The sequence below is a fragment of the Lysinibacillus sp. GW247-5R2A genome (genome assembly GCF_059424475.1).
Genome location: NZ_JBWKZL010000009.1, coordinates 151,665 through 178,134, shown reverse-complemented (window position 1 = coordinate 178,134; position 26,470 = coordinate 151,665). Strand labels below are relative to the sequence as shown.

The 26,470-nt window shown below is 37.6% G+C and carries 30 protein-coding genes; 6 read left to right on the top strand and 24 right to left on the bottom strand.

Annotated features, from left to right (window positions below; genetic code table 11):
* Nucleotides 1-104 precede the first annotated feature (104 nt).
* From AC07YC_RS15220 to AC07YC_RS15205, 4 genes are all read right to left on the bottom strand, one after another.
* Nucleotides 105-1,898 (bottom strand): carbon starvation CstA family protein, encoded by a 1,794-nt coding sequence (locus AC07YC_RS15220; protein WP_336636942.1) that lies wholly within the window; start codon nucleotides 1,896-1,898, stop codon nucleotides 105-107.
* 118 nt (nucleotides 1,899-2,016) lie between these two features.
* Nucleotides 2,017-2,760: a LytR/AlgR family response regulator transcription factor gene (locus tag AC07YC_RS15215; RefSeq protein ID WP_336636941.1), complete on the bottom strand. Its 744-nt coding sequence runs from the start codon at nucleotides 2,758-2,760 to the stop codon at nucleotides 2,017-2,019.
* A 6-nt stretch (nucleotides 2,761-2,766) separates the two neighbouring features.
* Entirely contained in the window at nucleotides 2,767-4,518 is a 1,752-nt protein-coding gene (locus tag AC07YC_RS15210; protein ID WP_336636968.1) for a LytS/YhcK type 5TM receptor domain-containing protein, read from the bottom strand.
* A gap of 24 nt (nucleotides 4,519-4,542) precedes the next feature.
* Nucleotides 4,543-5,040, bottom strand: a complete 498-nt coding sequence (locus tag AC07YC_RS15205) for an NUDIX hydrolase (RefSeq protein ID WP_494919813.1) — start codon at nucleotides 5,038-5,040, stop codon at nucleotides 4,543-4,545.
* Nucleotides 5,041-5,208: 168 nt separating this feature from the next.
* Between AC07YC_RS15205 and AC07YC_RS15200 the strand changes: the two genes are divergently transcribed.
* Together AC07YC_RS15200 and AC07YC_RS15195 are read left to right on the top strand one after the other, a co-directional pair.
* Nucleotides 5,209-5,760, top strand: coding sequence for a hypothetical protein (locus AC07YC_RS15200; protein WP_494919812.1), 552 nt, complete (start codon nucleotides 5,209-5,211; stop codon nucleotides 5,758-5,760).
* Between the two features lie 160 nt (nucleotides 5,761-5,920).
* Entirely contained in the window at nucleotides 5,921-6,442 is a 522-nt protein-coding gene (locus tag AC07YC_RS15195; RefSeq protein WP_336636938.1) for a GNAT family N-acetyltransferase, read from the top strand.
* A gap of 184 nt (nucleotides 6,443-6,626) precedes the next feature.
* Here AC07YC_RS15195 and AC07YC_RS15190 read toward each other — a convergent pair whose 3' ends face one another.
* On the bottom strand, nucleotides 6,627-7,001 hold the full coding sequence (locus tag AC07YC_RS15190; protein ID WP_217581591.1) for a HesB/IscA family protein: 375 nt from the start codon (nucleotides 6,999-7,001) through the stop codon (nucleotides 6,627-6,629).
* A gap of 186 nt (nucleotides 7,002-7,187) precedes the next feature.
* On the opposite strand from AC07YC_RS15190, the gene AC07YC_RS15185 reads away from it, so the two are divergent.
* The gene (locus tag AC07YC_RS15185; protein ID WP_336636937.1) at nucleotides 7,188-7,880 is read left to right on the top strand and encodes a DUF2225 domain-containing protein; all 693 of its coding nucleotides are present in this window, start codon (nucleotides 7,188-7,190) and stop codon (nucleotides 7,878-7,880) included.
* 47 nt (nucleotides 7,881-7,927) lie between these two features.
* Here the strand turns inward: AC07YC_RS15185 and AC07YC_RS15180 are convergent, their stop codons facing one another.
* Complete coding sequence (locus AC07YC_RS15180; protein WP_004228295.1) at nucleotides 7,928-8,164, bottom strand: NifU family protein; 237 nt, start codon at nucleotides 8,162-8,164, stop codon at nucleotides 7,928-7,930.
* Nucleotides 8,165-8,248: 84 nt separating this feature from the next.
* Here AC07YC_RS15180 and AC07YC_RS15175 point away from each other — a divergent pair, with 84 nt between their 5' ends.
* A complete protein-coding gene (locus AC07YC_RS15175; RefSeq protein WP_036119953.1) occupies nucleotides 8,249-8,584 on the top strand; it encodes a YuzD family protein in 336 nt (111 codons plus the stop codon).
* 46 nt (nucleotides 8,585-8,630) lie between these two features.
* On the opposite strand, the gene AC07YC_RS15170 is transcribed toward AC07YC_RS15175, so the two are convergent.
* Nucleotides 8,631-9,695: an NAD(P)/FAD-dependent oxidoreductase gene (locus tag AC07YC_RS15170; RefSeq protein ID WP_494919811.1), complete on the bottom strand. Its 1,065-nt coding sequence runs from the start codon at nucleotides 9,693-9,695 to the stop codon at nucleotides 8,631-8,633.
* 269 nt (nucleotides 9,696-9,964) lie between these two features.
* Here AC07YC_RS15170 and AC07YC_RS15165 point away from each other — a divergent pair, with 269 nt between their 5' ends.
* Nucleotides 9,965-10,201, top strand: a complete 237-nt coding sequence (locus AC07YC_RS15165) for a YuzB family protein (RefSeq protein ID WP_008178065.1) — start codon at nucleotides 9,965-9,967, stop codon at nucleotides 10,199-10,201.
* Between the two features lie 80 nt (nucleotides 10,202-10,281).
* Here the strand turns inward: AC07YC_RS15165 and AC07YC_RS15160 are convergent, their stop codons facing one another.
* Nucleotides 10,282-11,034 carry a TIGR01457 family HAD-type hydrolase gene (locus AC07YC_RS15160; RefSeq protein WP_494919810.1) on the bottom strand — a complete coding sequence of 251 codons (753 nt, stop codon included), beginning with the start codon at nucleotides 11,032-11,034 and terminating at the stop codon, nucleotides 10,282-10,284.
* Nucleotides 11,031-11,483 carry a DUF86 domain-containing protein gene (locus tag AC07YC_RS15155; protein ID WP_336636934.1) on the bottom strand — a complete coding sequence of 151 codons (453 nt, stop codon included), beginning with the start codon at nucleotides 11,481-11,483 and terminating at the stop codon, nucleotides 11,031-11,033. Before AC07YC_RS15155 ends, AC07YC_RS15160 begins: the two co-directional genes overlap by 4 nt.
* Before the next feature lie 88 nt (nucleotides 11,484-11,571).
* On the opposite strand from AC07YC_RS15155, the gene AC07YC_RS15150 reads away from it, so the two are divergent.
* On the top strand, nucleotides 11,572-11,838 hold the full coding sequence (locus tag AC07YC_RS15150; RefSeq protein WP_008178058.1) for a DUF3055 domain-containing protein: 267 nt from the start codon (nucleotides 11,572-11,574) through the stop codon (nucleotides 11,836-11,838).
* Nucleotides 11,839-11,965: 127 nt separating this feature from the next.
* On the opposite strand, the gene AC07YC_RS15145 is transcribed toward AC07YC_RS15150, so the two are convergent.
* The 15 genes from AC07YC_RS15145 to sufC form a co-directional block, all read right to left on the bottom strand.
* Complete coding sequence (locus AC07YC_RS15145) at nucleotides 11,966-12,148, bottom strand: hypothetical protein (protein WP_170844129.1); 183 nt, start codon at nucleotides 12,146-12,148, stop codon at nucleotides 11,966-11,968.
* A 62-nt stretch (nucleotides 12,149-12,210) separates the two neighbouring features.
* Complete coding sequence (locus tag AC07YC_RS15140; protein ID WP_494919809.1) at nucleotides 12,211-12,738, bottom strand: D-glycero-alpha-D-manno-heptose-1,7-bisphosphate 7-phosphatase; 528 nt, start codon at nucleotides 12,736-12,738, stop codon at nucleotides 12,211-12,213.
* A gap of 113 nt (nucleotides 12,739-12,851) precedes the next feature.
* Nucleotides 12,852-13,202 (bottom strand): YutD family protein, encoded by a 351-nt coding sequence (locus tag AC07YC_RS15135; RefSeq protein WP_336636931.1) that lies wholly within the window; start codon nucleotides 13,200-13,202, stop codon nucleotides 12,852-12,854.
* A gap of 32 nt (nucleotides 13,203-13,234) precedes the next feature.
* Nucleotides 13,235-14,152, bottom strand: coding sequence for a lipoyl synthase (lipA, locus tag AC07YC_RS15130; protein WP_336636930.1), 918 nt, complete (start codon nucleotides 14,150-14,152; stop codon nucleotides 13,235-13,237).
* A 106-nt stretch (nucleotides 14,153-14,258) separates the two neighbouring features.
* Complete coding sequence (gene yunB / locus AC07YC_RS15125) at nucleotides 14,259-15,056, bottom strand: sporulation protein YunB (protein WP_008178049.1); 798 nt, start codon at nucleotides 15,054-15,056, stop codon at nucleotides 14,259-14,261.
* Between the two features lie 23 nt (nucleotides 15,057-15,079).
* A complete protein-coding gene (locus tag AC07YC_RS15120; RefSeq protein WP_069482479.1) occupies nucleotides 15,080-16,189 on the bottom strand; it encodes an HD-GYP domain-containing protein in 1,110 nt (369 codons plus the stop codon).
* A gap of 36 nt (nucleotides 16,190-16,225) precedes the next feature.
* Nucleotides 16,226-17,590, bottom strand: coding sequence for a bifunctional metallophosphatase/5'-nucleotidase (locus AC07YC_RS15115; protein ID WP_494919808.1), 1,365 nt, complete (start codon nucleotides 17,588-17,590; stop codon nucleotides 16,226-16,228).
* A 36-nt stretch (nucleotides 17,591-17,626) separates the two neighbouring features.
* Nucleotides 17,627-18,451, bottom strand: a complete 825-nt coding sequence (locus AC07YC_RS15110) for a sulfite exporter TauE/SafE family protein (RefSeq protein ID WP_025116650.1) — start codon at nucleotides 18,449-18,451, stop codon at nucleotides 17,627-17,629.
* Nucleotides 18,451-19,308 (bottom strand): DUF72 domain-containing protein, encoded by an 858-nt coding sequence (locus AC07YC_RS15105; RefSeq protein WP_336636928.1) that lies wholly within the window; start codon nucleotides 19,306-19,308, stop codon nucleotides 18,451-18,453. Before AC07YC_RS15105 ends, AC07YC_RS15110 begins: the two co-directional genes overlap by 1 nt.
* 134 nt (nucleotides 19,309-19,442) lie before the next feature.
* A complete protein-coding gene (locus tag AC07YC_RS15100; protein ID WP_336636927.1) occupies nucleotides 19,443-20,438 on the bottom strand; it encodes an ABC transporter substrate-binding protein in 996 nt (331 codons plus the stop codon).
* Between the two features lie 388 nt (nucleotides 20,439-20,826).
* Nucleotides 20,827-22,224 (bottom strand): Fe-S cluster assembly protein SufB, encoded by a 1,398-nt coding sequence (gene sufB, locus AC07YC_RS15095; protein WP_144788904.1) that lies wholly within the window; start codon nucleotides 22,222-22,224, stop codon nucleotides 20,827-20,829.
* 99 nt (nucleotides 22,225-22,323) lie between these two features.
* Entirely contained in the window at nucleotides 22,324-22,749 is a 426-nt protein-coding gene (sufU, locus tag AC07YC_RS15090; RefSeq protein ID WP_008178033.1) for a Fe-S cluster assembly sulfur transfer protein SufU, read from the bottom strand.
* Nucleotides 22,739-23,968, bottom strand: coding sequence for a cysteine desulfurase (locus AC07YC_RS15085; RefSeq protein ID WP_036119980.1), 1,230 nt, complete (start codon nucleotides 23,966-23,968; stop codon nucleotides 22,739-22,741). Before AC07YC_RS15085 ends, sufU begins: the two co-directional genes overlap by 11 nt.
* Entirely contained in the window at nucleotides 23,968-25,275 is a 1,308-nt protein-coding gene (sufD, locus tag AC07YC_RS15080; protein ID WP_494919807.1) for a Fe-S cluster assembly protein SufD, read from the bottom strand. The genes AC07YC_RS15085 and sufD overlap by 1 nt, the downstream gene beginning before the upstream one ends.
* A gap of 18 nt (nucleotides 25,276-25,293) precedes the next feature.
* On the bottom strand, nucleotides 25,294-26,073 hold the full coding sequence (gene sufC / locus AC07YC_RS15075; RefSeq protein ID WP_402796381.1) for a Fe-S cluster assembly ATPase SufC: 780 nt from the start codon (nucleotides 26,071-26,073) through the stop codon (nucleotides 25,294-25,296).
* Nucleotides 26,074-26,470: the final 397 nt, after the last annotated feature.

Sequence of the window (26,470 nt, the reverse complement as noted above, 5' to 3'; positions counted from 1 at the left end):
GAAATCTTTTACAATGATTGTGATTAATCATGGATATTTCATCCTAGCAAAACAAAAAAACTATTGAAGACCATTTCTTATCTCCAATAGTTTCTTCTATTACATTATGAAGTTGATTGCGTTAATACAAACTTTGGAGATTTCCATAGCTGTGCCCATTTCTTAAACGCTGAAATAACGATAAGTAGTCCTAGCATCAGCATGATAACGGATAAGATGCCGTTTAACATATTAAAGCCGGCAGCTGCTGGATTCCAATAAACATTTTTAATCATCCAATAGCCAGCCACATTCACGGTGATGTATAAATAAGTTAATGGGATAAAACAGGTTAGTGCATAGATTCGTTTATCTGCCACCTTCAGTACCATCGTCACTCCACATACTAAACCAATTGCCGCCATTAGCTGATTGGATACACCGAATAATACCCAAATGGAGCTAATATCCCCTGAATACAATAAATACCCCCACATAAAGCAAGCAAGTGCACTAGCAAAAATGGTTCCTGGTATCCAATTAGTACGCTTTAAAGGCTTATAAACATTGCCCCCAAAGTCTTGAATTAAATAACGTGCCACTCGTGTTCCAGCGTCTATCGCTGTTAAAATAAAGACGGCCTCAAACATAATGACAAATTGATAGAAATAGGAGGATAACTCCGCAAACCAAGGAATACCTGTAAAAATATCCGTCATTCCGACGGCTAATGTCACGGCTCCTCCTGTTCGTCCCTCTAAGTCCATTCCAATACTTTGAGATAATGCTTGTAAATGAACAGGCTCCATTCCTAATGTAGCAAAAACTGCTGGCGCTGAGTTAATGGCAAAATAGTCTGCTGGATGCAGGGCTGTAGCTGCAATTAACGCCATCACACCTACTAACGACTCCACTAACATTGCTCCAAAGCCAACAATTCGAATATCTTCCCAACGGTCAATCATTTTAGGTGTCGTTCCTGAGCCTACAAAGGCATGGAAGCCGGAAATAGCACCACAGGCAATTGTAATAGATACAAATGGCCACACAGGACCTGCAATTACTGGACCTCCACCATGAATAAACTCTGTAAATGGCGGGAACTGAATAGCTGGGTTAACGAAAAAGACACCGATAATTAAAGCGATGAACACCCCAATTTTCATGAAACTACTTAAATAATCACGTGGAGCTAATAATAGCCACACAGGTAATGCCGCTGCAAAAAATGCATAGATAGGTAAAATAATTGCTAATGTATCACGATCAAATGTTAAAAAATCACCAAATGCAGTTCCTTGAATAAGCGGCCCAATAAATACGCCTATCATTAATAAAACAAACCCAACTGCAGACGTAACAAGTAAATTGCCTGTTTTACGATAAGCAATACCCACAAGCATAGCAATTGGAATGGTGATCCCTACTGCAAACGTTCCCCACGGATTGCGTTCTAAAGCTCCTAAAACTACCATAGAAAGACCTGCCATTGTAATTGTAATAATAAACAGCATGGCAAGGCCTGTACAGAAGCCAGCAATCGGACCAAGCTCTTCCTTCATCACTTCGGATAAAGACTTACCACCATGTCGCATAGAAGCAAATAACACGACTGCATCATGGACAGCTCCCCCAATGACAGCTCCTATTAATAACCATAGAAGTCCAGGTAAATAACCGAACTGTGCAGCTAAAATCGGCCCTACTAATGGCCCCGCAGCAGCGATGGCTGCAAAGTGATGCCCAAAGGTTACCCATTTATTCGTCGGAACATAGTCTTTACCATCTTCCAAAGCGTGGGCGGGCGTGGGCGTATCATCCTTTATTTTCAGTACCTTTTTTGTAAAAAATATGCCATACAAACGATAGCTAATCACTAAAATACAAATAGAGCCTATCACAATTGTAATCGCATTCATGTAAACACCCCTTTTACTTTTTCCACATCATAGCAAAGGAATGTCCACGATATTCATAAAATTAACTGAAATGTCAGAATTAAAAGTTGAAACGTAGGTTTCTACCGCTGAAATGCAACTACCTCGAAAGGTCAAATATTTTCCGCACATCCTTCATATAGAGCCTACTGACAGGAATGGAATGTCTGTTATGCAAAATTAAATTATATTTAGAACTACTCCAGGGCTCTAGCTCCACAATATGCTCTAAATTTACGATAAACGCACGATGGACACGCACAAATCCCTTTAATGTCAGCCTTTTTTCTAATGCTGCCAGTGACTCCGAAGCAAAAAACCTTCCTTGCTCTGTGACAACCACCGTTTTACTGTCCTCCGATGTACAATATAAAATATCCTGTATTTTCATTAATAAAATTCGATCGTTGACATAAACCGTTAATTTATCAAGCTTGTCCAGCTGTGAAATCTTTATTTCTTCCATCGTTTTCGCCTGTGCGGCTCTTTTTTTAGCTACTAACTTTTCTACAGCAGCTTGTACTCGTTGTGCTTCAAAAGGTTTCAGAATATAATCAAAGGCATTCACCTCGAATGCCTTTAATGCGTATTCATCAAAGGCAGTAGCAAAGATAATTTCGGGTCTTTGTGTATGCAACAGTAATTGTTTAGCTAAATCAAGTCCATTATTTATGCCTAACTCAATATCTAAAAATACACAATCAACCTGTTCATACTGTGTCGTGTTGTAAAAATCCTCAAGACTTTCAGACTCACCACAAACATTTACTAACGCTGTTTGCTCTAATAAATAGCGCAATTCAGCGCGTGCCAACGGTTCATCATCCACAATATATACATTCAATCTCTTCTACTCCCATCTAGTCGCCTTTAACGGCAGTTGAATCATTATTTTTGTTCCTACATCCAATGTACTTGCTATATGAAAATCAGCGTCTGAGCCATAAATTTCATGAATACGCTGATAAATATTCCACAACGCCGTTCCAGTCCCTTGCTCCGATTGCATAATCCGTTTACCGAGCTGCTTTACCTGCTCTTTTTTCATGCCACAACCGTTATCTTCGGTTAGCAAAACTAGCTTATCGTTCACTCGTTGTACTTTGACAAAAATCTTGCCTTCCTTACGATTTTTAAACGCATGATAAATAGCATTTTCAACAAGAGGCTGTAAAGTAAATGGTGGAATCTGCACATCGAAAAGTGATTCATCCATGATAAACTCTACTTCGTAACGATTAGGAAACCTTGTCTGCTCAATGGATAAATAAGCCTCAACATGATCAATTTCATTTTTCAATGGAATAAGCATTTGCCGCGCACCTTGTAAATTGCTTCTAAAAAATGTACTAAGCTTGATCAATAATGCTCTTGCCTCATCTGCATCTGTACGGATCAAGCTTGATATCGTATTAAGGCTGTTGAAGAAGAAATGAGGATGAACCTGTGCCTGTAACGCTTTAATTTCAGCATCCTTTAATAACTTTCTCTGTTGTTCAATTTCAGCATATTCCAGCTGTGAAGAGAATAGTCTACTTAAGCCCTCCGCAAGCTCCTTCTTCACCCCCGTTAATGAATCTGCCTTCGTGAAATACAGCTTTAGGCTCCCAACCGTGCGATGCTGTACCATTAAAGGCAAAACAATGGCAGCGCTTAAAGGACAATCATCATGTGGACATTGAATCTCCTTCGCCGAAGTAGCCATTAAAATTTTCCCTTCCTCTAGTACTCGCTTCGTCAAAGCCGTCATAATTTCCCGATGAATTAAATGATGGTCTTCCCCAACACCAACATGGGCTAATACACCGTTTTTGTCCGTAATGGCGACCGCCTCTACACTAATTTCTCTTTTAATAATTTCAGCCACCGTCTGACAGGATTCCTCATTTAAGCCTTTTCGGAAATGCTCAATCGTTTGTTGAGCAATTGAAAATGCTTGATGTGTTTGCAATGCCTTTGTTCGTTCTTCTTCATCAATAAATGTTTTTATAATCATAAAAAATAAGAAGATTCCAAAGGCATTCATCAAGATCATTGGCATAGCAATTAATGTTACTAGCTGCAAAGCCTGCTCGAATGGCTTCGCAACTACTAAAATCACCAACATCTGTATCGTCTCTGCACAAATTCCAATAATAACAGCTTTCTTATAGGAAAAAGTTTGACGTATTTTGAAACGGTTACTTAATCCACCGGTCATAAAACCTGCTAAAATCGTCGAAATGCCACAGGCGATCGCTGTAAAACCCCCTAGTGTCATACGGTGAATCCCTGCTATAATCCCAACACATACACCAACAAGGGGTCCACCGAAAATGCCTGCAATCGCTACACCAATTAATCTCGTATTGGCAATAGCCTCCTCAGCATTAATCGTACTATGTATCATCTGATTTAACGGGTGTATCGTACCGCTTTCAATTTTAATCCCTGTATAGCTACTAATAATACATAAGCTACTAAAAATAATGATGAGCCATATTTTCTCCTTCGTTCCTTGCTCCTGAAACAGCTTTTCTCGAAACAGTCTCCATCTTGACATTAAAAAGGCAAACACAATGATCAGCCCAACGCGCTCTAACATAAATAAAAATAGCTCCATCATAGGTCCCCTCCCAAAGTCATATCATTTTTTAAAGAATAGTCGATATGAGGTATACCCAAAAATATCGCCAGGATTAATCCCCTCTATCGCATCTAGCTGATGTTTTTCGAATTGATTGGATGCCATCTCTTTTAACATAACGGAGGTTGTTTCATCTTGTGTGAGCTCCTGAGGATACAACCATTTGGCCTCCAGTATTTCTTTTTCCTGAATGCATACCTGCTGCTGTTCATCTTGCATACGACAATAAAAAATCGCCATATTATCACTGATATCGTCACGGATAATGCCTGTACGAAATCCAATTAAGCCTGATACACTACAATCTATTCCTGTTTCTTCTTTTATTTCACGGATGACCGCTTCATCCACGGTTTCACCTGCGTTAACAAATCCCGCCGGCAATGACCAACGTCCTTTCAATCCGCTATACGCTTTTTTCACAACTAACCATTGTCCAAGCTCATTCACTGTAACACCCGATACGCCCAGCCATATTTTCCCTCGATCTTTTCTCATAACCTTCACCTCTATATTTCTATTATACCTGCTTGCTTTCAGTGGAATGAAGCTTTTATTCAGAATTTTAAGACCAATTTTAATAATTCAACAAAATGCATAGACAATCCTTATTTGTAAATATGTTACACTTAGTGTACCAATCACTTTTATAAGAAAGGAGATTTTATGTTACATGCACTATCAGTACGAACAAAGTACTTTATAGCAGCCCTTATCGTAGCGATACTCACACCCTTTTTAGCCTTTTTTACGCCTCTAACCATATCGCAGACATTCTATGCTCATAGAGAGGATGTCGTCCTGATGACACCACCTAGCAACTTTATTATGCTATTAATAGCTTTAGGCTTGATCTTCGTAGTTTTCATTGTACTCGGATTAAAAAGGAATCCAAACATCTACACCCTTGCATGCGACACCATCATAAGTAGTATCGTATTAGGTTATTATTCTTTATTAAGCTATAGCGCCATACAAAAGGATCAAATCGTTTTTCAACAGTATCACCATCAAACTATTTATAAATGGCAAGATTTAAATGAGGTTATCTATGAATATGAAGTAGGTACGTTTGGAACCTATTACTTTCAAACTAAAAGCAATGAACAATTTATCATTGAGGAAAATGGACAATTTGGTCTTGATGAAAAGAGGGCTATCTATAAGCTAGCAGTTTTAAACGGAGTACGGTTTATGGAGCGTGAGAAGTCTGATTAACTCCATGCTAAAATGCTTCTTTCATCACAGCGAAAGAAGCACTTTTCTTATTTTCACTTTGTTTCAATAATCCAGCAATCATCAGAGAAGAATATCGATTTTTTCATAAAATAAAGACCATCCCCTAACCACAAAGTTGAATACAGAAAGGGAGAGTAAAATGATCATTAAAATGACTCCGTCTACTATGAAGGATTTTAATAAATCAAACGACGGTTTTATAGTCTCGGGGAAAATTATACCGACATTCAAAGATAAGGTTTGGACATTTACAGAGGAAATATATTCTGAGCCTTACTTCAAAAAATATGAAGAGGATGAAATTGATCTTAGCTACATAGAAGATATCGAGAAAGCTGTATTTTTTTATTATATTGACAACAGCTGTGTAGGGCAGATTAAGATGTGCTCTAATTGGAACGGATATGCACTTATTGAAGACATCGCTGTCGCAAAAGATTATAGAAAAAATGGCGTTGGCACTGCCTTACTAAATAAAGCCATTGAGTGGGCCAAAGAAAAGAACTGCTGTGGTCTCATGCTTGAAACACAAGATATCAATGTTTCAGCTTGTCATTTTTATGCTAAAAATCAATTTGTAATAGGTGCAGTGGATACAATGCTATATTCAAATTTGCCAACAGCAAATGAATTAGCAATTTTTTGGTATTATAAATTTTAAATTATTAGAGTGCCTTGTTTATTGCTCTAAGCAAGGCTTTTCTTTTAAACTTCAAAACAAAGTAAAAGCCTCTTCCATTTGTTGTTTTCAAAACATACAAATCGAAAAGGCTTGTATTCACAACCTAATTCAGATTATGTTTACAATTTATAAGGATTGTCTTCTACATTTATATCACGTTTAATTAGTCACAAATCTCAGGTGTACCTTCACGCTTTGCTGTTTTGAAAGATGTACCGCAGCCACATGATGCAATGGCATTTGGATTATCGATTGTGAAGCCACCGCCCATTAGCGATTGTTTATAGTCAATTTTTGTTCCCATCAAAATCGGCGCATCTTCACGGGAAACAAGAATTGTTAAACCATGTTGTACATCTACAAAGTCTTCCTCTTTTTTCTCTTGATCAAAATGCATACCATAGGATAGCCCACTACAGCCGCCACCGTTTACTACTACACGTAAAAAAGAACCTTGCTCTTCATTGTGCTCCATCATTTCATTAATATGAAAGCCGGCAGCCTGTGTAATTTCAATAACTTGCTTTGTACTTGTCATCCCCATCACCTTCCTTCTTACCTAATATCATATCAATTTTGACCATTGTATGACAAACATTCAGCTTCAAGGTAAATTTTAGTGAGAATTCTCATATTTTTCACATGTTTAGGAATTTTTATTCATGCTTCTACTAGCACCATTGGTATAATAGTTACAACGACTTCTATGTAGGGGGTAATATATATGGATATTTCACCGTATTATGAAAAACAAATTCAATGTTTGAATTGTAAAAAGGATTTTCCGACGTTAAAAGTTCGTTCCAAATTTATTAAAGTAGAGCATACCGAAACCGATTTCCACCCTATTTATACGGATGATGTGAATGCGCTTTATTACAATGTCTTCGTTTGTGAGCATTGTGGGTTTTCATTTACAGAGGACTTTACAAAATATTTTGCACCAGGTATTCAAGATGATATTCACACACAAATAACAAAAAAGTGGGTGCATCATGATTTTAAGGGAGAACGTACTGTTTTTCAGGCGATACAAGCGTATAAATTGGCTTTCCTCTGCGGCACGATAAAAAAAGAAAAACATGTCGCTATTGCTGGTTTAGCTTTGCGTCTTGCTTGGCTCTACCGTTCTCTTAAAAATAGTGGGCAAGAGGAGCGCTTTATGAAACTAGCTCGTGATCATTATATGGAATCGTATTCAACAGAAGATTACAGTTCTACACAAATGTCTGCTGTACGTATTATGTATATGATTGCCGAATTATCAAGAAGAATCGGAGACATTGAAAATGCGACACGCTTCTTCTCTAGAGTAATTGAAAAACAAAGCAGTGGTGGCGAGGCAAAAATTGTGGATATGGCAAAAGAGCAATGGGCTGTCATCCGCGAAGAAAAAGAGCATGCGCGCCACCTATAAATAAAAAAAGTTCTAGCCTGAGATTCAGCTAGAACTTTTTTAATGTCTTAGAATACTTGCTCTACTTCCACAATACCTGGTACTTCTTCTAATAATGCGCGTTCAATACCAGCTTTCAATGTAATAGTAGAACTTGGGCAACTACCACAAGCCCCTAATAAACGTAATTTTACAACGCCATCCTCAACATCTACTAATTCACAGTCCCCACCGTCACGTAGTAAGAACGGACGTAATTTATCTAATACCTCTTGAACTTGGTCGTTAATTGTTGCTTCAGCCATTTTATCTCGACTCCTTTCCTTATAATGATTATAATGTTAGCAACAGAAAAAATCCAATATTGAATCACAAGGAGAGAAAATACGATGCAACCAACTAAACCTATGATTGAAATTTATGGAACAGCTGTAATTTGCGCTAGCTGTGTCAATGCTCCATCTTCTAAAGATACATATGAGTGGCTACAAGCAGCTATCGATCGAAAATATCCAGATCAACCATATGATATTCGTTATATCGATATCGAAGGTCCAATTGAGAATGAACGTGATCAAGACTATGCGACACGTATTCAGGAAGATGAATTTTTCTACCCTCTTGTCCTCATTAATAATGAAGTCGTTGGTGAAGGCTATGTACAGTTGAAACCGGTTTTCACTGCACTTGAAGGTTTAGGGTTTGTTCCAGATACAACAGTTTAAGCAAAGCCAAGGGATTGTTTCAACTAGAAACAATCCCTTTTACTAACTAATCATTTTGACGTTTGTAATACCATAATAATCCGGATTTCATTAAACGAGCGATACGACCTGTAACTGTTGTATCTGCCAAATAGACAAAGCCTTGTTTTTTACCAAGGGCACCCATGAAACCTTTTAATTTAATATCTGGCATCTTTTCAGGTAAATGTTCGCCCTTCCAGCGCATACGAAGGACTTTAACAATTAGCTCTGCTTGTTCCTCTGCTAACTGTGCCGTTGGAGGTAAATCTGAGGAAGCACAATCACCAACAATATATACATGTTCATCGTCAAGTACATTAAAGTACTCTGTTACTAGTGGACGACCCTGTTTATCCTTCTCCACATCCATATCACGTACAATTTTGACAGGCTGTACACCAGCTGTCCATACGACCTTGTCGAGTAAAATTTCATCTTCATGATTAAAAATTTTACCTGGCTCCACTTTAGTAATATTAGAATTGGCAATAACATCAACGCTATGCTTCACAAACCAATCCTTTACATATTTACTTAGTTTCTCTGGGAAATCCTTTAGAATACGTGGACCTCGGTCAAATAGCTTTATTTTTAAATCAGATCGACTTTCACGTAGCTCACTTGCAAGTTCGATACCACTTAAGCCAGCCCCTACAATTCCGACTGTAGACCCAGCCGGTAAACCACATAACGCTTGAAGTGTAGCACGTGATTGTCCCATCGTTTGAATGCTATAAGTGTACTCCTCTGCACCTGGTACACCATGATATTTATCTTCGCAACCAAGACCAACGACTAAATCATCATATTCAATACGTTGTCCGTCTTCTAAAATGACAACTTTTTCCGCACGATTAATTTCAGTGATTTCTCCATATACAGGCGTTAAACGTTCGTGCTCAGGGAAGCTTACACGAATTTCTTTATCTGTAGCAGTTCCAGCGGCTAACGCATAAAACTCAGTTTTTAAACTATGGAAAGGGGCTCTATCTATTATGACTACCTCTCTGTCTAATGGCAGACTATTTAATAGACGAAGCATGACACGCATATTGCCATAGCCGCCACCTAAAAGTACTAATTTACCCATAATATTCTCCTTTAATATCTCTTTTAATAATTGTTCACAAAGTATCCACAAACGAGTATAACCGATTGTGAGAAGTTTCACAATATCAGAATGAAAATTTGTGAAGGATTTCACAAAATAAATGAAAAGATGTTCATTTCGATAGTTTTTTAAGCAATTAATAACGGTTTTCCCTTAAAGTTTTATATAAAAACACTTCTTTACCTTCAATTTAAATAATTGACGAAATTCGTAAAACCGAGTAGCATTACTTTGGTGAGGTGACATGGATGAATCCAATGGTTGAATTTTGTATTAGTAATTTAGCAAATGGCTCTCAAGCAACTTATGAAGTACTCGAACGCGATCCGAATATCGACGTTTTGGAATATGGCTGCCTCAGTTATTGTACAAAGTGCTCAGAATCTTTTTATGCTATTGTCAATGGTGAATTAGTAGAAGCTGATTCTCCAGAAGCGTTAACGAAAGCCATTTATCAGTTTATTGAAGAAAACCCTTTATGGTAGTTTGCTAAAACGCCTATATGAATAAATTTGAACAAAAAAAATGGATGTTATGCTAAAAAATCTGCATAACATCCTTTTATTTATTGTAACGCATCCACTATATATGTAGGTTGAAGTTCTTTCTCTTGTACAACCTTTGTGGGTGTAACGCCCGTATTCACATGGATTGTATCACAGCCAAAATTAATTCCGCACATTATGTCCGTATCATAATTATCACCAATCATAACCATGTCTTCTTTAGAAAAATGATGTTCTGTCGCAATTACTTCTAGGATAGCAGGTGATGGCTTCCCTATATAAATAGGATCAACGCCCGCAACCTCTCCTACTAAACGAGCAAAAGAACCATTCCCTGGTAAGAAACCATATTCTGTCGGGAACTTAATGTCCTGATTTGTGGCAATAAAAACTGCTCCTTTTTGAACAAATATTGTCGCTCTAGCAAGTGCCATATAATCAAGTGTTCGATCAATTCCCATGACAAATACATCCGCTTCATCTTCAACAGGCACAATATTTTCATCAAGTAATGCCTGACGAATACCATCAGACCCCATCATAGCTACTTTTTTACCTGCATAATGGAGTGCCACATACTTCGCTGTGACGGACGCACTTGAATAAATATGTTCTAATGGTGCACTAATCCCTATAGACATTAAAGCATCTTGCAGTTGTTCACGTGTTTTAGAAGAGTTATTTGTGACATAATATGGCTCGATTCCTGCTTGCTGTAAGCGATGAATAAAAGCAACAGCAGAAGAAATCCCTTCCTTTCCACGGTAAACAGTGCCGTCTAAATCAAAGCAATAGGCCTTATAACCTCTCATTGATGATCCTCTGGCAAAAAGGCAGAAACTGGACCTAGCTCATTTGTTAAATAACGATGGACTGCAGGCGAAAATTGCTTTAATGCCGATAAATTGGCTGTAAGTACGTGGACAACTTCATCGATATCTACCTCTATAAACTCGCGTACTAGCATTTTACGCAAGCCAACTACAGCTTTATATGGTGCCTCCATTTCAGCAACTACGACTTTTTCATCGACTAATATATCAATAATATCCTCGTAGCTTCCTGGGTCGCGCATTATGAAACCGTCAATCATTAAATTTCCTACATCCATCATTGACTCCATAATGTTGTGACCAATTCGCTCGATAGCTAATTTCTTTATATCATTTTGAGACCAGTTATTCTCTGTCTCCAAAATGGCTAATAGCCCATCTAAGTACTGTAAATTTTTTGTGATTTTATTACGATCTACAAAATACACAAGGAAAGCCCCCATTCAAATCTTTAAAAGTTGATAGTCTTTTCTCTTCTATAGTACCATAACTATAGGACTGGAAGGAGATTAAAAGATGGAACGTTTTTTTTTATATGATGATGTAGAAGATACAAAAACTCGCTTTGTTAGCTTTGCAGGAAAAAAACTGCGCTATGATTTAGCGATATTACAATCTGGCCGCTTCTTTGGGAAAGTACTTGTCATGGATATACAATTTGGTCGCTTTGCGATTATTGGTCCTGATGATGTAGAGGAGCCTGGCTACTTAGAACATGTATACAATCGTACAGAGGATGAAACCGAGGAACTTCGAGAATATTTACGTGAGCTATTGAACTAACACCCTTTTTACAGGGTGTTTTTTTATAGGACATCATTATATTGCACGAGCTTTTTTTGTGAGTGAATCAATCAAGATAAAAAAATTCCGCTCACCAGTTGGTTTTTGCGAAATCTTTAAAGGTCGATTATTTATTGAGTGTGGATGGATTATCTTTATTATGCGGCTTGTCTTTATTTTCATTATCGTTTTGCTTTTTCGCTTCGTTATTTTGACCAATCACGCCTAAATCATCTACACTAATATCAAAACCATATCCATATTCTTCACGATCTAGGGGCTTTTTATTGCGTTTATCCTTCGTCAACATCATCACCTCCACTCATAAATTATCCTTTTTTCAGCGTTTTATACTTCTTGTAGCTTCTTTTCTCAAGCTGTTGCATCCTTTATTATCCACCGAGCAGCACTTATCAAATCAGGAAAAATTGCATCTGCTAATGGGTCATCCTTGCCTAAAAACACAGCCTTTGTACCTGCTTGTTTTCCCGCTATAATATCTGTATCCGTATCACCCACCATATAGGATTTCGATAAATCAATATTATATTTCTTTCCTAAATCAATAATTAGTTTACTATTAGGTTTTCTACAGGCACAGCCTGACTTGGGCTTATGTGGACAATAAACTACTTCATGAATAATGGCACCATTTTTCTTTAGCTCCTTGACCATATGCTCATGTATTTTTTGCAAGCCACTTTCGCTCATAAAGCCTAAACCAACACCCCCTTGATTTGTCACAACAAAAATATAGTCAAAGTGTTTATTTAGTTTGCGAATGGCTTCTGGAACTTGTGGTAAAAAGTATAAATCTCTAGGCTTATTAACAAACTTCACGCGTTTTGTTAATACTTCATTAATTACACCATCACGGTCTAAAAAGACGGCTCTTTTCATTCGTATCTCACCTTTAATTAGCTGTTTTGAGCTTTATTATTCCCCAATCATACAAAAGCTAATAAAAAAACAAAGAAAAAAACTTGATGCACATCACATCAAGTTTCTTCTTGTTATTCTGCTAATGGTTCTTGGTCAGTTGGTTGCGCTGTTATGTCATTCGCATCCAACACCTCTGGCTGTTTCATTACTTTCCCTGTTTTACGTAAGACAAAATAGGCGCAGCCAAAATTGCAATACTCGTATAAATAGTCTTGAAGCGTACTTATTTTCGTATCAAAAGTCGACTTTTGATTTTTATCATCAAAAAAGCCCTTTAAACGTAATTGGTTATAGCCCCAATCACCTACTATATAATCATATCTAGCCAATATATCGGAATACCTTTCCTGAAAAACTTCTTCCTGAAAGGCTTCACGAAAATCTTTTAATAGTTCATATTCCAATCCTTCAACTATGATCAAAGTGACACCACCCTCTTGTTCATCCTTGACGCTTAGAGCTCTGCTTGTAACTGACGTTCTTTTGTTGCAGCATTTACTTGTTCGTCAGCATGGTAACTACTACGTACAAGTGGGCCAGCTTCACAATGTTTAAAGCCTTTTTCCATAGCAATTTTTCGCAGTTTTCCAAACTCTATTGGTGAATAATATTTTTTAACTGCTAAATGCTTTTTCGTAGGCTGTAAATATTGACCAATCGTCATGATATCCACATTATTTGCTCGTAAATCATCCATTACCTCTAAAATTTCTTCATGAGTTTCTCCTAAACCAATCATTAAAGATGATTTCGTCGGAATATCTGGTTGCATTTCTTTAGCTAGACGAAGGAACTCCAAAGAACGCTCGTATTTTGCACGAGCACGTACTCTCGGTGTTAAACGACGCACGGTTTCAATATTATGATTTAAAATATCTGGCTTCGCATCCATTAACAGTTGAAGATTTTCCCTCATACCACCTAAATCAGATGGTAATACTTCAACAGATGTAAAAGGACTTTTACGGCGAATAGCACGGACTGTTTCTGCCAATACTTCCGCTCCGCCATCTTTTAAATCGTCACGCGCTACCATAGTAATGACAACGTGCTTTAGGTTCATAATTGCTACTGAATCTGCAACACGTTCTGGCTCTGCCAAGTCTAATTCATTCGGCAAGCCCGTTTTTACTGCACAAAATCGACAAGCACGTGTACAAACCGAACCAAGAATCATCATTGTAGCTGTACGTCTTTCTCCCCAGCATTCATGAATATTTGGACAGCGAGCTTCTTCACAAACCGTATGAAGATTTTTCTCACGCATTAGCTTCTTAAGACCTTTATATTCATCATTAGTGTTTAGTTTTATTTTTAGCCAGTCTGGTTTTCTTAAATGTTCTTCTTTACTTGTAGGTTTACAAGATGTCATACGGATATCGCCCCTATCAAAAATATGCATTTTTTATATTAACTATCTTCACTGTTGTCAATGTAACATAATAAATGAACTCCAACAACTATCACAGTAAACATTTCTATTTAAATGGTACAGGTATTTCAATGGATGGTTGAGGCGCATCACTACTATTGGTATAGATGTTCGGTACTGGACCTCTAGTTAACCCCATAGCTACAGGAATATCCTGTGCGACGGTTGAGGATTTACTCGCAAACGGAACAATAATTTGGACATTTACCTCTAAATGAATGCCCACTTCTACATACGCACTATTAATCCCAAATTCTTGAATAGATGAGGTCACATTACTATGGACATTTCCGATCACGTGGAATCGTATAGGGATTTTTGGTCCTAAGTTGCCGAGCAAAGGTATATTGGCAGCTTGCCCGAGTGGCACAAAAAAGACAATGCCATCGCCATCCTGAATTCGGTTAATATCATATTCAACATTATCTAATTCAGGCAAATGTGATAGCTCTCCCTGTTCTGCCTGCTCTAAATACATTTTTACAAGCTCTAATGTCTCCGCCCGAACACGATTAATAATTTCCGTATTAAACTTTGTCGTCATCATATCAGAACTACCTGGAGGAATATCTTCAATGATATCATTTACATCTAATACATTGGAGGTTCGTGAGTTAATGGCTTTACTTACAACATATGAAGCAATTTTTGTAGTTTGTACTTCTGCATATTGCAAATAGGTAGGCATGAGCCGTTCATTTAAATAATAAATAAATAATATAAGACAAACAACCATACTAACAATTAAAATGGTTAATCGATTAAGACGTATTCCCCGTTTATTATAAGAGCGCAATTTCATCCTTTTTCGAGGGAAAAACAAAAAAATCTCCTCCTGTTCCATAACGTATGAACAGGAGGAGTATTTTATTCTACCTTTGCAGGAACCATATAATCCGTCTCAACATTTTCAATTAAAACATTTGGATAGTCCACTAAATTAACCTCATATGTAGCTGCGAGCAGTTGATTTTGCTCCTCAAAAATACGAATCCATGGTAAGGCTGCATCCAATGGGTTTTGTCTAGATACAATGCCACGTCGACCATCTGATAATTTTAAAATTACGCCATTTGGATAATGAACGACAGCTCTTTTAAGTGCTTTTACGATGCGAGCATCATATAGCGTACCGGAGCCTGCCTCTACAATAGCTAGTCCTTGTGAAGGAAGCATTTTTTCACGATATACTCGATTCGTTGTAACCGCGTCAAAGACATCGGCTACGCCAATAATTTTGGCAAAAGGGTGAATTTCAAAATCAACTAATCCTCGTGGGTAGCCACTGCCATCAATGCGCTCATGATGTTGAAAAGCGCAATGGGCCACTAGCAATGAAATAGAGTGTAAATTGCGTAATAAATCAAAGCCATAGCGAGCGTGCATTTTCATCGCTTCAAACTCTTCATTAGTTAGACGACCTGGTTTTGTTAGGATATCTTTTGGTACCATTAGTTTACCTACATCATGTAGTAATGCACCAATTCCTACTAACCGTAAATCCTCAGCAGAGTAGCCGAGCTCTTTGGCGATGGCTATCGAGTAAAGTGTCACTTGGAAGGAGTGTTGATATAAATACTCATCAAATAAATAAGCATCTGTTAATATCGTTAATATTTCATCATTTCCAGTAACAGCTGAAAGTAGTTCATCGACAATCGAGACAATTGTCTTTGATTGTTGATCTAATATATAAGAGGCATTTACTGAATTTAAACCATCGATTGATTGAAATGAATCTTTAATTGTTGTAATGACTTTATTTCGCATCGCAGGTGGCACCGTTTCTTCTACTTCAATGCCCTCCGAAATATCATCGTCAATGTATAGGTAATGTGTATTTAACTGCTGAAGTCGCTGAATAATGCGGTCATTAATGATGACATCCTTTTTTAAAAGCGGATGCCCCGCCTCATTCCAAATGGTTCTGCCTAATACCATTCCTTCTTTTAATACATCGATTGAAATTAATCGCATGATTTCTTCCCCAATCTATTCTTTAAGCTAACACTATTACTTAAAGAAACTTTGACCATAATCTATCATAATGTTTCGTAAAAATTCTGGTAATATATATTGCTTCTTTGCATATTTGAAACTTGGATAAAAATATCCAAAAGTAAACAAATCTAAAGTTACAAGTTTATAGATGTGATTATTATCTGCCAGCTTTCCATTCATTAATAACTGGCGATTGTCGTTCATGGAAAAACCATATGTCAACATTTTTCCAAAAATGACCCCTCTAAACCCTAATCCTTTTAATTCAATATAGGGCCATTCTTCATTTTTGGATTGCATATAGATTTCCTTTATTTCCGTAACGGATAATTCAATTGTACATAAATTAATAGGATGTGGAAAAATCCGATGCACATCTAATGCAGTCACATTTCCTTTTGGCAGGCCATCTAAAAAAATCCCTGCATTAAACAAGGCACAGTCAGCACCACTTTTGTCTAAAATAGCATGTGCAAATAAATCAGATAGCTGTGAGTAGTGGAACCATTCCTTATTATAAGATTTTTCGGTCGTAAATACAGGTGTATCCAGTATTCTAATTCCTTCATCCTCTAGGGATTGGACAATTTGCTGTTCGTTTTGGATATTTGGCAAGTCCTTATTATGAATTAAAGTATCCTTTTTTTCAACAATTTTCCTCATTTTTTTATCATATTCGATAACAAGATGTCCTGTATATTGTCCAAATTTCCCGCCACCTGTCAATAAAACACCATTGACAAATTTCCCTTCTGGCAAGACATGATGAGTATGAGAACCGAATATGACATCAATTTCTGGACATTCCTCTGCTAATAGCTCGTCTTCGGTTATCCCTAAATGTGAAAGGCATAAAACAATATCAACCTCTTTACGGAGTTGATGGGCTAAACGAAGAAGTGTGCTACGCGCTTCAACCAACTGCCAATTTAACGCCTCATAATACACGTCAAACATAGCCGTGGCTGCAATTATCCCTAGCTTCGTTCCCTTATCTGTTGTAAGCACCACATAGGGCTTCAGCCAGGCTGGATTTCTCCCATTAACCGCATCAATATTACCTACGACGACATCAAAATTTGCACCATCATATAAATGAAAAAGCTCATCATGAGACAATGTAATGCCCTCATTGTTCCCAATTGTCACTACATCATATTCTGCCTCGTTCAGTAATTGTACATTCCCCTTACCAATTGTCGCTTCAGTATAAATATTAGAGCGATCTAAATGATCTCCCACATCAAACAAATAACTTGTTTCCCCTATACTCGCTAGATTGTTGCGCTCCTCTTTCACATAGCTTTGCATTCGTGGCCAATACTTAAAATGACTATGCAAATCATTTGTGTGAAAAATATGGATTTTTTCAAGCATTAAAGCCACCTCATTTTCATTAGCTAGTCTAGCCGATTAAGCCAATATCCCTTCAACGATGGAACGAATTCCTAATAATAATAAAATAATTCGAAGAACCAGTACAAGCGTATCTGATTTAATTTTTTTATTTAACGCTGCACCAAGCTTCGCCCCAATAAAGGCTCCTGGTATGACAGGAATTGTATAAAGCCATGGAACATGTCCCAAATATACATGGCTGGCCGTATTAACAAGTGACGTTAAAAACACTAAAAACATCGAAGTTGCTACTGCTACATGTGGGGGAAATAAGAACAATATAATCATAGCCGGTACAATCATTGAGCCTCCACCTATACCAAATAGTCCTGAGGCAAAGCCTACTCCGAATGTAAATAAAATCGCAAACCAAATCGGATATCCGTAGACAAAGGTTTTCCCTTCGGCATCCGTAAATTCTTGTTGCAGACCATTTTTCACAAACCATTTTACAGGCTTCAATTTGTCGCGTACAAGTAAAATAATCGATAAAATAATAAGCAAAATACCAAAGTATAAATTGAAGGATGGTAAATCTAATCCTTTATTAACCCAAGCGCCCAAAATAGAGCCTGGAATACTGCCGATAAAAAATATATAGCCAGTTTTATAATCCACCGTTTTTGATTTCATATAACTTAATGTGGAGGCTAGTCCTGTAAAAATCATCATTACAACAGATAAACCAACTACTTTTTGGGGTGTTATATCTGGAATCATTCCAAGGTTTAAACCGATATATAAAGTTGCTGGCACTAATACCACGCCACCGCCTAGCCCAACTAATGAGCCAAGGAGACCTGAAAATAATGCAATAATTATTAATAAAATAAACGCCATTATAATTCCCCTTCAAACATGTTTAATTGTTTAGGCGCTAACCCAACATCTTTAATATTTAAAATACCCTGTAATTCCTTCGCGTTTTTCGCTGCATGATTACCCGAATTGTTATTAAATAATATAAATAGTTCCTGCACCTCTGTCTCAAGCTTCGTGATTTGCTGTCCAAGCTGCTGCAATTCTTCTTTATTATAGTCATATAAAAAGCGAACTTTGCGCCAATTTTCAGCATTCCCCGTGTTGCGCCAGCCATGTATATTTCGCCCATGGATACGCACCAGTGCCTTATCAGCAGTCACTACAGGATGGAAGGGAACCGATCCTACACCAGCCTGTGGCTCATCACAAATCGTATGAATCAATTGATGCTCTCGTAAAAAGTCCATTGTTTGTTGTACTACATTATCTGCATACCATGTTTGATTGCGAAATTCGATAGCCACTTCGAAGTCCTTTAGTTGTTGACGAATATACAATAAGTACTGAACATTTTTCGACTGACAATCAAACCACGGTGGAAACTGAGCTAAAACCATTCCTAGTTTTCCCAAGCGTTTAAATTCATGGGCACATTCAATAAAAGCATTGAACATATCATTTTTGGTTTCAAAAGGAATATCTCCCCGCAAATGTCCCGTCATGCCTTGATAGGCCTTCACTATAAAACGAAAATTCTCCGGTGTATTCTCACACCATTTACGAACATTCTCTTTGGATGGTATGGCATAAAAGGAAGTATCTACTTCCACCGCTAAAAAATGACCTGTATAATCAAATAATTTATCCTTTGAAGTAGTCACTCCACTATAAAGTGAAGGGTGATCGCCCCATCCAGTTAATCCAACTACAATCATGTGACATCCTCCTCTATCTACTACATAATCATAGCATACAGTCTTCTCATACAATTAAACATCATGTAAAAAATCTAGCTTTTCACAAAGAAAAAGCATGAGTCCTTATACAAATTGAACTCATGCCAAACAAGTTATTTATCAAGATTTTGTTGGATTGCCTCTAAAAAAGTAATACGACTAAACGCTGGGCCACCTTCCATTAGTGGGTCCACAACATTCACAAATACTTGCTCATTTTTAAAGGCATTAATATTTTGGATAATGGGATTCTTTTTAAAATCTTCTAACGCATTAGGAGCATCCGCATTTTCATCCGTTGAAAACTGCACAAACAAATAATCTGGATTCATATCCGCTAGTTGCTCAACAGAAATCGCTTCTTGTGATTTCGCCTTAGCGATTTCAGCAGGAACTTCTAAACCAAGCTCACCATATAAAACGGGGTTTAAAAACACCTCTTTTGGATAGACATAAGCTTGTCCCCCACGAATTCGAATGGCTGCAACTTTTTTGCCTTCTAGCTTTTCTGTTAAGCTAGATTTTGCCGCTTCAATATCTGCCTTATATGTAGATAATATTTTTTCTGCCTCTGCTTGCTTGCCCGTTAATTCAGCTAATAAGTTTAAATTAGATTCCCAATTCGTAGAGATATGCGAAACTAAAATGGTTGGAGCAATTTTCTCTAATTTACTTTGTACTTCCTCTGGAAATTTCGTTGAGCCTAAAATCACATCTGGATCTAATTCTAATATTTTTTCAAAGTTTGGCTTAATCTTCTCCCCAATCGACTCTGCCTTATCTGTAACAGCAGCGTACAACTCAGGGAATTTACCACCGATCGCAATCGCTCCTACTGGATGAACATCAAGTACAACCATATCCTCCATGGCCTCCATCGCACCCGTAACAACAATTCTTTCGACCTTATCTGGCACTTCATAGCTTTCCCCAAGATAATCAATGGTTCTTGTCCCATTTTCATTGCTAGAACCATCTTGTGTTTGTGCCACTTCCTCTTTCGTCGAATCTGTGGACGTATCCTCCTCTGTTGTTTTCTTCTCTCCGCATGCAGCGAGGATCAGCATAAATACCGCTATCATACTAATAAATAGAAACTTGTTTCTCATGCACTCAAACTCCCTTCCTTAATTGATATTGATTCTCATTATCATTGTAGTATGTCTCCTTATAAAAATCCACTATTATTTCAATATATTAAGAAAATTATTTTTCATACAAAACAAAAACCCTTGCCACAAACATAGTTGCGACAAGGGTTAATTGATACTTTATGCGGTAAATCCAGTTATCATACAGAGCTTAATAAGTCCCTAACCCGATGATTGACAAAGCTTTGAACGATTGCCCTTCCTAAAGGGATAAGTGAGGGCTTCGCTGCTTCTCTCCATTTTCTCAGCAATTACTCTCAAGTGCCCCTTGAATTTTATCGAAGGCTATAAAATAGTAAACGTAAAAAAGGAGCAGATATTAGAATCTGCCCCTTGAATTTTAACTTTACCCGATAGACCCTTCCATCTCAAACTTGATAAGACGGTTCATTTCTACTGCGTATTCCATTGGTAATTCTTTTGTGAATGGCTCGATGAAGCCCATTACGATCATTTCTGTCGCTTCTTCTTCAGAGATACCACGAGACATTAAATAGAATAATTGTTCTTCAGATACTTTTGAAACTTTAGCTTCATGCTCTAAAGAAACGTTATCATTTAAGATTTCGTTGTATGGAATTGTATCAGAAGTAGATTGGTTATCCATAATCAGCGTATCACATTCAATGTTGGCACGAGCACCGCTAGCTTTAGGACCGAAACGAACTTGTCCCATATACGTAACCTTACCACCTTGTTTAGCAATCGATTTAGAAACGATTGTAGAAGATGTGTTTGGTGCCATATGAATCATTTTTGCTCCAGCATGTTGATGTTGACCTTTACCTGCTAATGCAATTGATAATGTCATACCACGAGCACCTTCACCTTTTAGGATACATGCTGGGTATTTCATTGTTAATTTAGAACCAATGTTACCATCAATCCATTCCATTGTACCGTTTTCTTCAACAACTGTACGTTTCGTTACAAGATTGTATACGTTGTTTGCCCAGTTTTGAATCGTTGTATAACGGCAGTAGGCATCTTTACGAACAACAATTTCTACAACAGCTGAGTGTAAAGAGTTTGTTGTGTAAACAGGGGCTGTACAACCTTCAACATAGTGTACATGCGCGCCTTCATCCACAATAATTAGCGTACGTTCGAATTGACCCATATTCTCAGAGTTAATGCGGAAGTAAGCTTGTAAAGGTGTTTCAACTTTAACACCTGGTGGTACATAGATAAATGATCCACCTGACCATACAGCAGAATTCAATGCCGCAAATTTATTATCTGTGTATGGGATTACTTTACCCCAATATTGTTTGAAAATATCTTCGTTTTCGCGTAATGCTGAGTCTGTATCTTTAAACACAATACCAAGATCTTCAAGTTCTTGCTTCATGTTGTGGTAAACTACCTCTGACTCATATTGTGCAGATACACCCGCAAGATATTTTTGTTCTGCTTCTGGAATCCCTAATTTATCAAAAGTAGCTTTGATTTCATCAGGTACTTCATCCCATGATTTTTGTGTAGCTTCTGATGGTTTTACATAGTACGTAATTTCATCAAAGTCTAAATCACCAAGATCGCCACCCCATTGTGGCATTGGTTTAGTATAAAATGTTTCAAGTGCTTTTAAGCGGTACTCTAGCATCCACTCTGGCTCTTGTTTCATATTTGAAATTTCACGGACGATTTCTTCAGTTAAACCACGTTTTGAACGGAAAATTGATACGTCCTTGTCATGGAAACCGTATTTGTAATCGCCGATATCAGGCATTTTTTTAGCCATCGTTTCTCCTCCGTTCATTGAGATGTATTTTTCAGGGTATTCGGCCCTTGCCTTGAGTGAAAGTATGTCACTTTCACCCAGCCGACAAGGCAGTATGATTTATTTCACACCTTTTTCCATTGCTTTCCAAGCTAATGTTGCACACTTAATACGAGCAGGGAATTGTGAGACACCTTGCAGTGCTTCAACATCCTCTAGGTCATATTTATCGCTATACTCTTCACCCATCATCATTTTAGAAAAAATATCAGCAAGCTCTAAAGCTTCATCTACCTTTTTCCCTTTAATCAGTTGCGTCATCATGGAAGCAGAGGACATAGAAATTGAACAGCCTTCACCATCAAATTTGGCATCCTCTACAATACCGTCAGTCACTTTTAATGTTAAGTGAATACGGTCTCCACATGTCGGATTGTTCATATCAATCGTTACAGCTTCACCTTCTAAAGCACCCTTATTACGAGGATTTTTATAGTGATCCATAATGACTGAACGATATAGTTGATCTAAATTATTAAAAGACATCGCCAAAATACTCCTTCGCAGAACGTAACCCTGCAACAAGACGGTCAATATCCTCCTCTGTATTGTACAGATAGAAGCTTGCACGCGCTGTCGCTACTTGCTGAAGACATTTCATTAGTGGTTGTGCACAGTGATGACCAGCACGAATAGCAATACCATTCATATCAAGCACTGTTGCCACATCATGTGGATGGACATCATCTAAGTTAAATGTCACAAGTCCACAACGTTTCATTGGGTCACGTGGGCCGAAAATTTTTAAACCGTCAATTGTTTCAAGCTGATCCATTGCGTAGCCAACAAGCTTATGCTCATGCTCTGCAATATTGTCTAGCCCAATCTCAGTTAAGAAATCAATAGCGGCACCTAATCCTATTGCACCTGCAATAATAGGCGTTCCACCTTCAAATTTCCACGGTAATTCCTTCCACGTTGAATCATATAACCCAACAAAATCGATCATTTCGCCACCAAATTCAATTGGCTCCATCTTTTCAAGGTGTTCCTTTTTACCATATAGTACACCTATTCCAGTAGGACCGCACATTTTATGCCCTGAGAACCCTAAGAAATCTACATCCAAATCTTGGACATCAATTTTCATATGCGGAGCAGCTTGAGCTCCATCAGCCACCATAACAGCACCATTAGCATGTGCAATTTGCGCAATTTCTTTAATTGGATTAATAGTTCCAAGTACGTTTGATGCCATTGACACCGACACGATTTTTGTTTGCGGTGTAATCGTCGCACGTACTTTTTCTAAACTAATCGTACCATCAGCTTCTAGCTCAATGTATTTCAATGTCGCCTTTTTTTCTTTGGCTAACTGCTGCCAAGGAATAATATTGGAATGATGCTCCATTTGAGTAATGACAATTTCATCACCCTCAGCAACATTTGCACGTCCATAGCTGGCTGCTACTGTATTTAATGCGGTCGTTGTTCCACGAGTAAATATAATTTCTTGTGTTGATTGAGCATTAATAAACTTACGAACCTTTTCACGCGCACCTTCATATTTATCTGTAGCACGGTTTCCTAATGTATGCACACCACGGTGAACATTGGAATTATCGAATTCATAATAAGCTTTAATTGCTTCAATTACTTGAACAGGTTTTTGAGACGTCGCTGCACTATCAAGATACGCAAGTCTATGACCATTTACATCCTGATTTAAAATTGGGAAATAGCTTTTAATGTCTTTATTCATCATTAGCGAACTTTCCTTTCAATAACCTCCGTCAGTTGCTTTTGAACGCCCTCAATTGGTAATTGCGTAACAACTGGCGCAAGGAATCCATGGATAACAAGGCGCTCTGCTTCTGCTTTCGAGATACCACGGCTCATTAAATAGTAAAGCTGTAATGGATCTACTCGACCAACAGATGCTGCGTGTCCTGCTGTTACATCATCTTCATCAATTAATAAAATTGGGTTTGCATCCCCACGAGCTTTTTCAGAAAGCATTAATACACGTGATTCTTGTTGTGCATCTGCTTTCGTTGCACCATGTTCGATATAGCCAATACCATTAAAGATAGATTGAGCTGCATCTTTCATGACACCATGTTTTAAGATATGCCCGTTTGAGTTTTTACCCCAGTGACGAACCTCTGTAGTGAAGTTAAGTTTTTGTTCTCCACGACCAACAACTACTGTTTTTGTATCTGCATGAGAACCGTCACCAATTAGATGAGTAATATTTTCTGAGATTGTATCTGAGTCATTCATTAAACCAAGAGCCCAATCTACTTTTGCGTCACGTGCTAAACGTGCACGACGGTTTACATATGTCGTAAAGCCTTTTGCAAGCACATCCACTGCTCCATATGTTACTTGCGCATTATCTTGGACAACTACTTCCGCAATAATATTTGCTTGGCCTTTTGCTTCTTCAACCGTTGAAATATATGTTTCCACGTATGTTACAGCAGAATTTGCTTCTGCCACTACTAATACATGGTTATATAATGATGCTTCAGCATTATCGTTCAAGAAAACAACTTGAAGTGGTTGCTCAATGACTACATTTTTTGGTACGTAAACAAATACGCCACCGTTAACAAGTGCTGTATGAAGCGCTGTTAACTTATGCTCATCCACTTTAACAGCTTCAGTCATAAAGTATTTTTGAACAAGCTCACCATGTTCACGAACTGCTGTTAAAATATCTGTAAAAATGACACCTTTATTAGCAAGCTCTTGTGATGTTTTAATGTAAGCTGGTGTATTATTGCGTTGAATATAAAGGTTTTCTTGCGCTTCAAGGTCAATTAATCCTTTTGCTTCTTCAGGTAAAGCATCCAATGATGGATAAGCCTCACTATGAACTGTAAGTGCTGGGAAGTTCATGAAATCCCATTTTGTAATATTAGTTCTATCTGGTTTTGGCAAATCTAAACCAGTTACTTTGTCTAGTGCTGCCGCGCGAAGCTCAGTAAACCAAGTAGGTTCACCATTTGCTTCTGAGAACGAGCGCACGTCCTGTACTGTTACAGGCAAGTTAAGTTCCACTGTCATGCTAGTTCGTCCTCCCTCTTATGCTTCTTGTTCCTCTGCTTCTTCTTCAATACCTAATTCTTTTTTGATCCAGTCATAACCTTCTGCTTCTAAGCGTTGTGCAAGCTCCGCACCACCTGATTTCACAACACGTCCTTGCATCATTACGTGTACATGGTCTGGTGTAATGTAGTTAAGAAGACGTTGATAGTGCGTAATCATTAAGCAGCCAAAGCCTTCACCGCGCATTGCGTTGATTCCTTTAGATACTACTTTAAGAGCATCAATATCAAGACCAGAGTCAATTTCGTCTAAAATAGCGATCGTTGGTTTAATCATCATTAATTGAAGAATTTCATTACGTTTTTTCTCACCGCCAGAGAAACCTTCATTTAAATAACGTTGTGCCATATCTTCGTTCATTTCTAGGAATTCCATGTTTTTATCTAATTCACGGATAAATTTCATTAATGAAATTTCATCGCCCTCTTCACGGCGAGCATTGATAGCTGAGCGTAAGAAATCAGCATTTGTAACACCAGCAATTTCAGAAGGATATTGCATAGCTAGGAATAAACCAGCTTGTGCACGTTCGTCTACTTCCATCTCAAGTACATCTTCGCCATCAAGCTCAACAGTACCTGAAGTAACTTCATATTTAGGGTGACCCATAATAGCAGAAGCTAGTGTTGATTTACCAGTTCCGTTTGGTCCCATGATTGCGTGAATTTCGTTTGTATTAATTGTAAGATTTACGCCTTTTAAAATCTCTTTCCCGTCGATAGCAACGTGAAGATCTTTAATAACTAAAGTTGACATGAAAATACCTCCATAGTGTTCAGTGAATGGGTCGACCATTCCTTAATTATCATCATTCTAATCTTAACTGAAAATCGTTCTCTATGCAAACCATTTCAATTACTTTCCTTCTCCTCAAATAAGATCTTGAAAAATAAAGGCTTTGTAAGCATTTTCAGATTATTACTATTTGGAATAGATATTGAGAATGGACTTTCTTCATTTTCAATGAATTATCCCTAATTGAGAATTGATTTCATCTAGCTACATAGTGGAAACCTCGTGAAAAGGGCTAATTGTAGAGGTTTTGTGACAAATTTGCATAAACAACCATAACTATACTATAACCTATTTCATTAAAATGGAATCAATTAAAATGAAGATATTTTCAAGGTAATCTCTTTTACACTCAAAAAAA

What these genes read in the sequence shown, in the direction of transcription:
- sufD (WP_494919807.1), bottom strand. Translation starts at nt 25,275, where the DNA reads ATGACAGTGGAACTTAACTTGCCTGTAACAGTACAGGACGTGCGCTCG.
- AC07YC_RS15100 (WP_336636927.1), bottom strand. Translation starts at nt 20,438, where the DNA reads ATGAGAAACAAGTTTCTATTTATTAGTATGATAGCGGTATTTATGCTG.
- AC07YC_RS15160 (WP_494919810.1), bottom strand. Translation starts at nt 11,034, where the DNA reads ATGAGAGGTTATAAGGCCTATTGCTTTGATTTAGACGGCACTGTTTAC.
- AC07YC_RS15220 (WP_336636942.1), bottom strand. Translation starts at nt 1,898, where the DNA reads ATGAATGCGATTACAATTGTGATAGGCTCTATTTGTATTTTAGTGATT.
- AC07YC_RS15110 (WP_025116650.1), bottom strand. Translation starts at nt 18,451, where the DNA reads ATGGCGTTTATTTTATTAATAATTATTGCATTATTTTCAGGTCTCCTT.
- AC07YC_RS15115 (WP_494919808.1), bottom strand. Translation starts at nt 17,590, where the DNA reads ATGCTTGAAAAAATCCATATTTTTCACACAAATGATTTGCATAGTCAT.
- AC07YC_RS15120 (WP_069482479.1), bottom strand. Translation starts at nt 16,189, where the DNA reads ATGCGATTAATTTCAATCGATGTATTAAAAGAAGGAATGGTATTAGGC.
- AC07YC_RS15085 (WP_036119980.1), bottom strand. Translation starts at nt 23,968, where the DNA reads ATGATGAATAAAGACATTAAAAGCTATTTCCCAATTTTAAATCAGGAT.
- AC07YC_RS15105 (WP_336636928.1), bottom strand. Translation starts at nt 19,308, where the DNA reads ATGATTGTAGTTGGATTAACTGGATGGGGCGATCACCCTTCACTTTAT.
- AC07YC_RS15195 (WP_336636938.1), top strand. Translation starts at nt 5,921, where the DNA reads ATGATCATTAAAATGACTCCGTCTACTATGAAGGATTTTAATAAATCA.
- AC07YC_RS15200 (WP_494919812.1), top strand. Translation starts at nt 5,209, where the DNA reads ATGTTACATGCACTATCAGTACGAACAAAGTACTTTATAGCAGCCCTT.
- AC07YC_RS15175 (WP_036119953.1), top strand. Translation starts at nt 8,249, where the DNA reads ATGCAACCAACTAAACCTATGATTGAAATTTATGGAACAGCTGTAATT.
- AC07YC_RS15145 (WP_170844129.1), bottom strand. Translation starts at nt 12,148, where the DNA reads ATGTTGACGAAGGATAAACGCAATAAAAAGCCCCTAGATCGTGAAGAA.
- AC07YC_RS15170 (WP_494919811.1), bottom strand. Translation starts at nt 9,695, where the DNA reads ATGGGTAAATTAGTACTTTTAGGTGGCGGCTATGGCAATATGCGTGTC.
- sufU (WP_008178033.1), bottom strand. Translation starts at nt 22,749, where the DNA reads ATGTCTTTTAATAATTTAGATCAACTATATCGTTCAGTCATTATGGAT.
- AC07YC_RS15180 (WP_004228295.1), bottom strand. Translation starts at nt 8,164, where the DNA reads ATGGCTGAAGCAACAATTAACGACCAAGTTCAAGAGGTATTAGATAAA.
- AC07YC_RS15150 (WP_008178058.1), top strand. Translation starts at nt 11,572, where the DNA reads ATGGAACGTTTTTTTTTATATGATGATGTAGAAGATACAAAAACTCGC.
- AC07YC_RS15140 (WP_494919809.1), bottom strand. Translation starts at nt 12,738, where the DNA reads ATGAAAAGAGCCGTCTTTTTAGACCGTGATGGTGTAATTAATGAAGTA.
- sufC (WP_402796381.1), bottom strand. Translation starts at nt 26,073, where the DNA reads ATGTCAACTTTAGTTATTAAAGATCTTCACGTTGCTATCGACGGGAAA.
- AC07YC_RS15190 (WP_217581591.1), bottom strand. Translation starts at nt 7,001, where the DNA reads ATGACAAGTACAAAGCAAGTTATTGAAATTACACAGGCTGCCGGCTTT.
- AC07YC_RS15205 (WP_494919813.1), bottom strand. Translation starts at nt 5,040, where the DNA reads ATGAGAAAAGATCGAGGGAAAATATGGCTGGGCGTATCGGGTGTTACA.
- sufB (WP_144788904.1), bottom strand. Translation starts at nt 22,224, where the DNA reads ATGGCTAAAAAAATGCCTGATATCGGCGATTACAAATACGGTTTCCAT.
- AC07YC_RS15210 (WP_336636968.1), bottom strand. Translation starts at nt 4,518, where the DNA reads ATGGAGCTATTTTTATTTATGTTAGAGCGCGTTGGGCTGATCATTGTG.
- AC07YC_RS15185 (WP_336636937.1), top strand. Translation starts at nt 7,188, where the DNA reads ATGGATATTTCACCGTATTATGAAAAACAAATTCAATGTTTGAATTGT.
- lipA (WP_336636930.1), bottom strand. Translation starts at nt 14,152, where the DNA reads ATGACATCTTGTAAACCTACAAGTAAAGAAGAACATTTAAGAAAACCA.
- yunB (WP_008178049.1), bottom strand. Translation starts at nt 15,056, where the DNA reads ATGGAACAGGAGGAGATTTTTTTGTTTTTCCCTCGAAAAAGGATGAAA.
- AC07YC_RS15165 (WP_008178065.1), top strand. Translation starts at nt 9,965, where the DNA reads ATGAATCCAATGGTTGAATTTTGTATTAGTAATTTAGCAAATGGCTCT.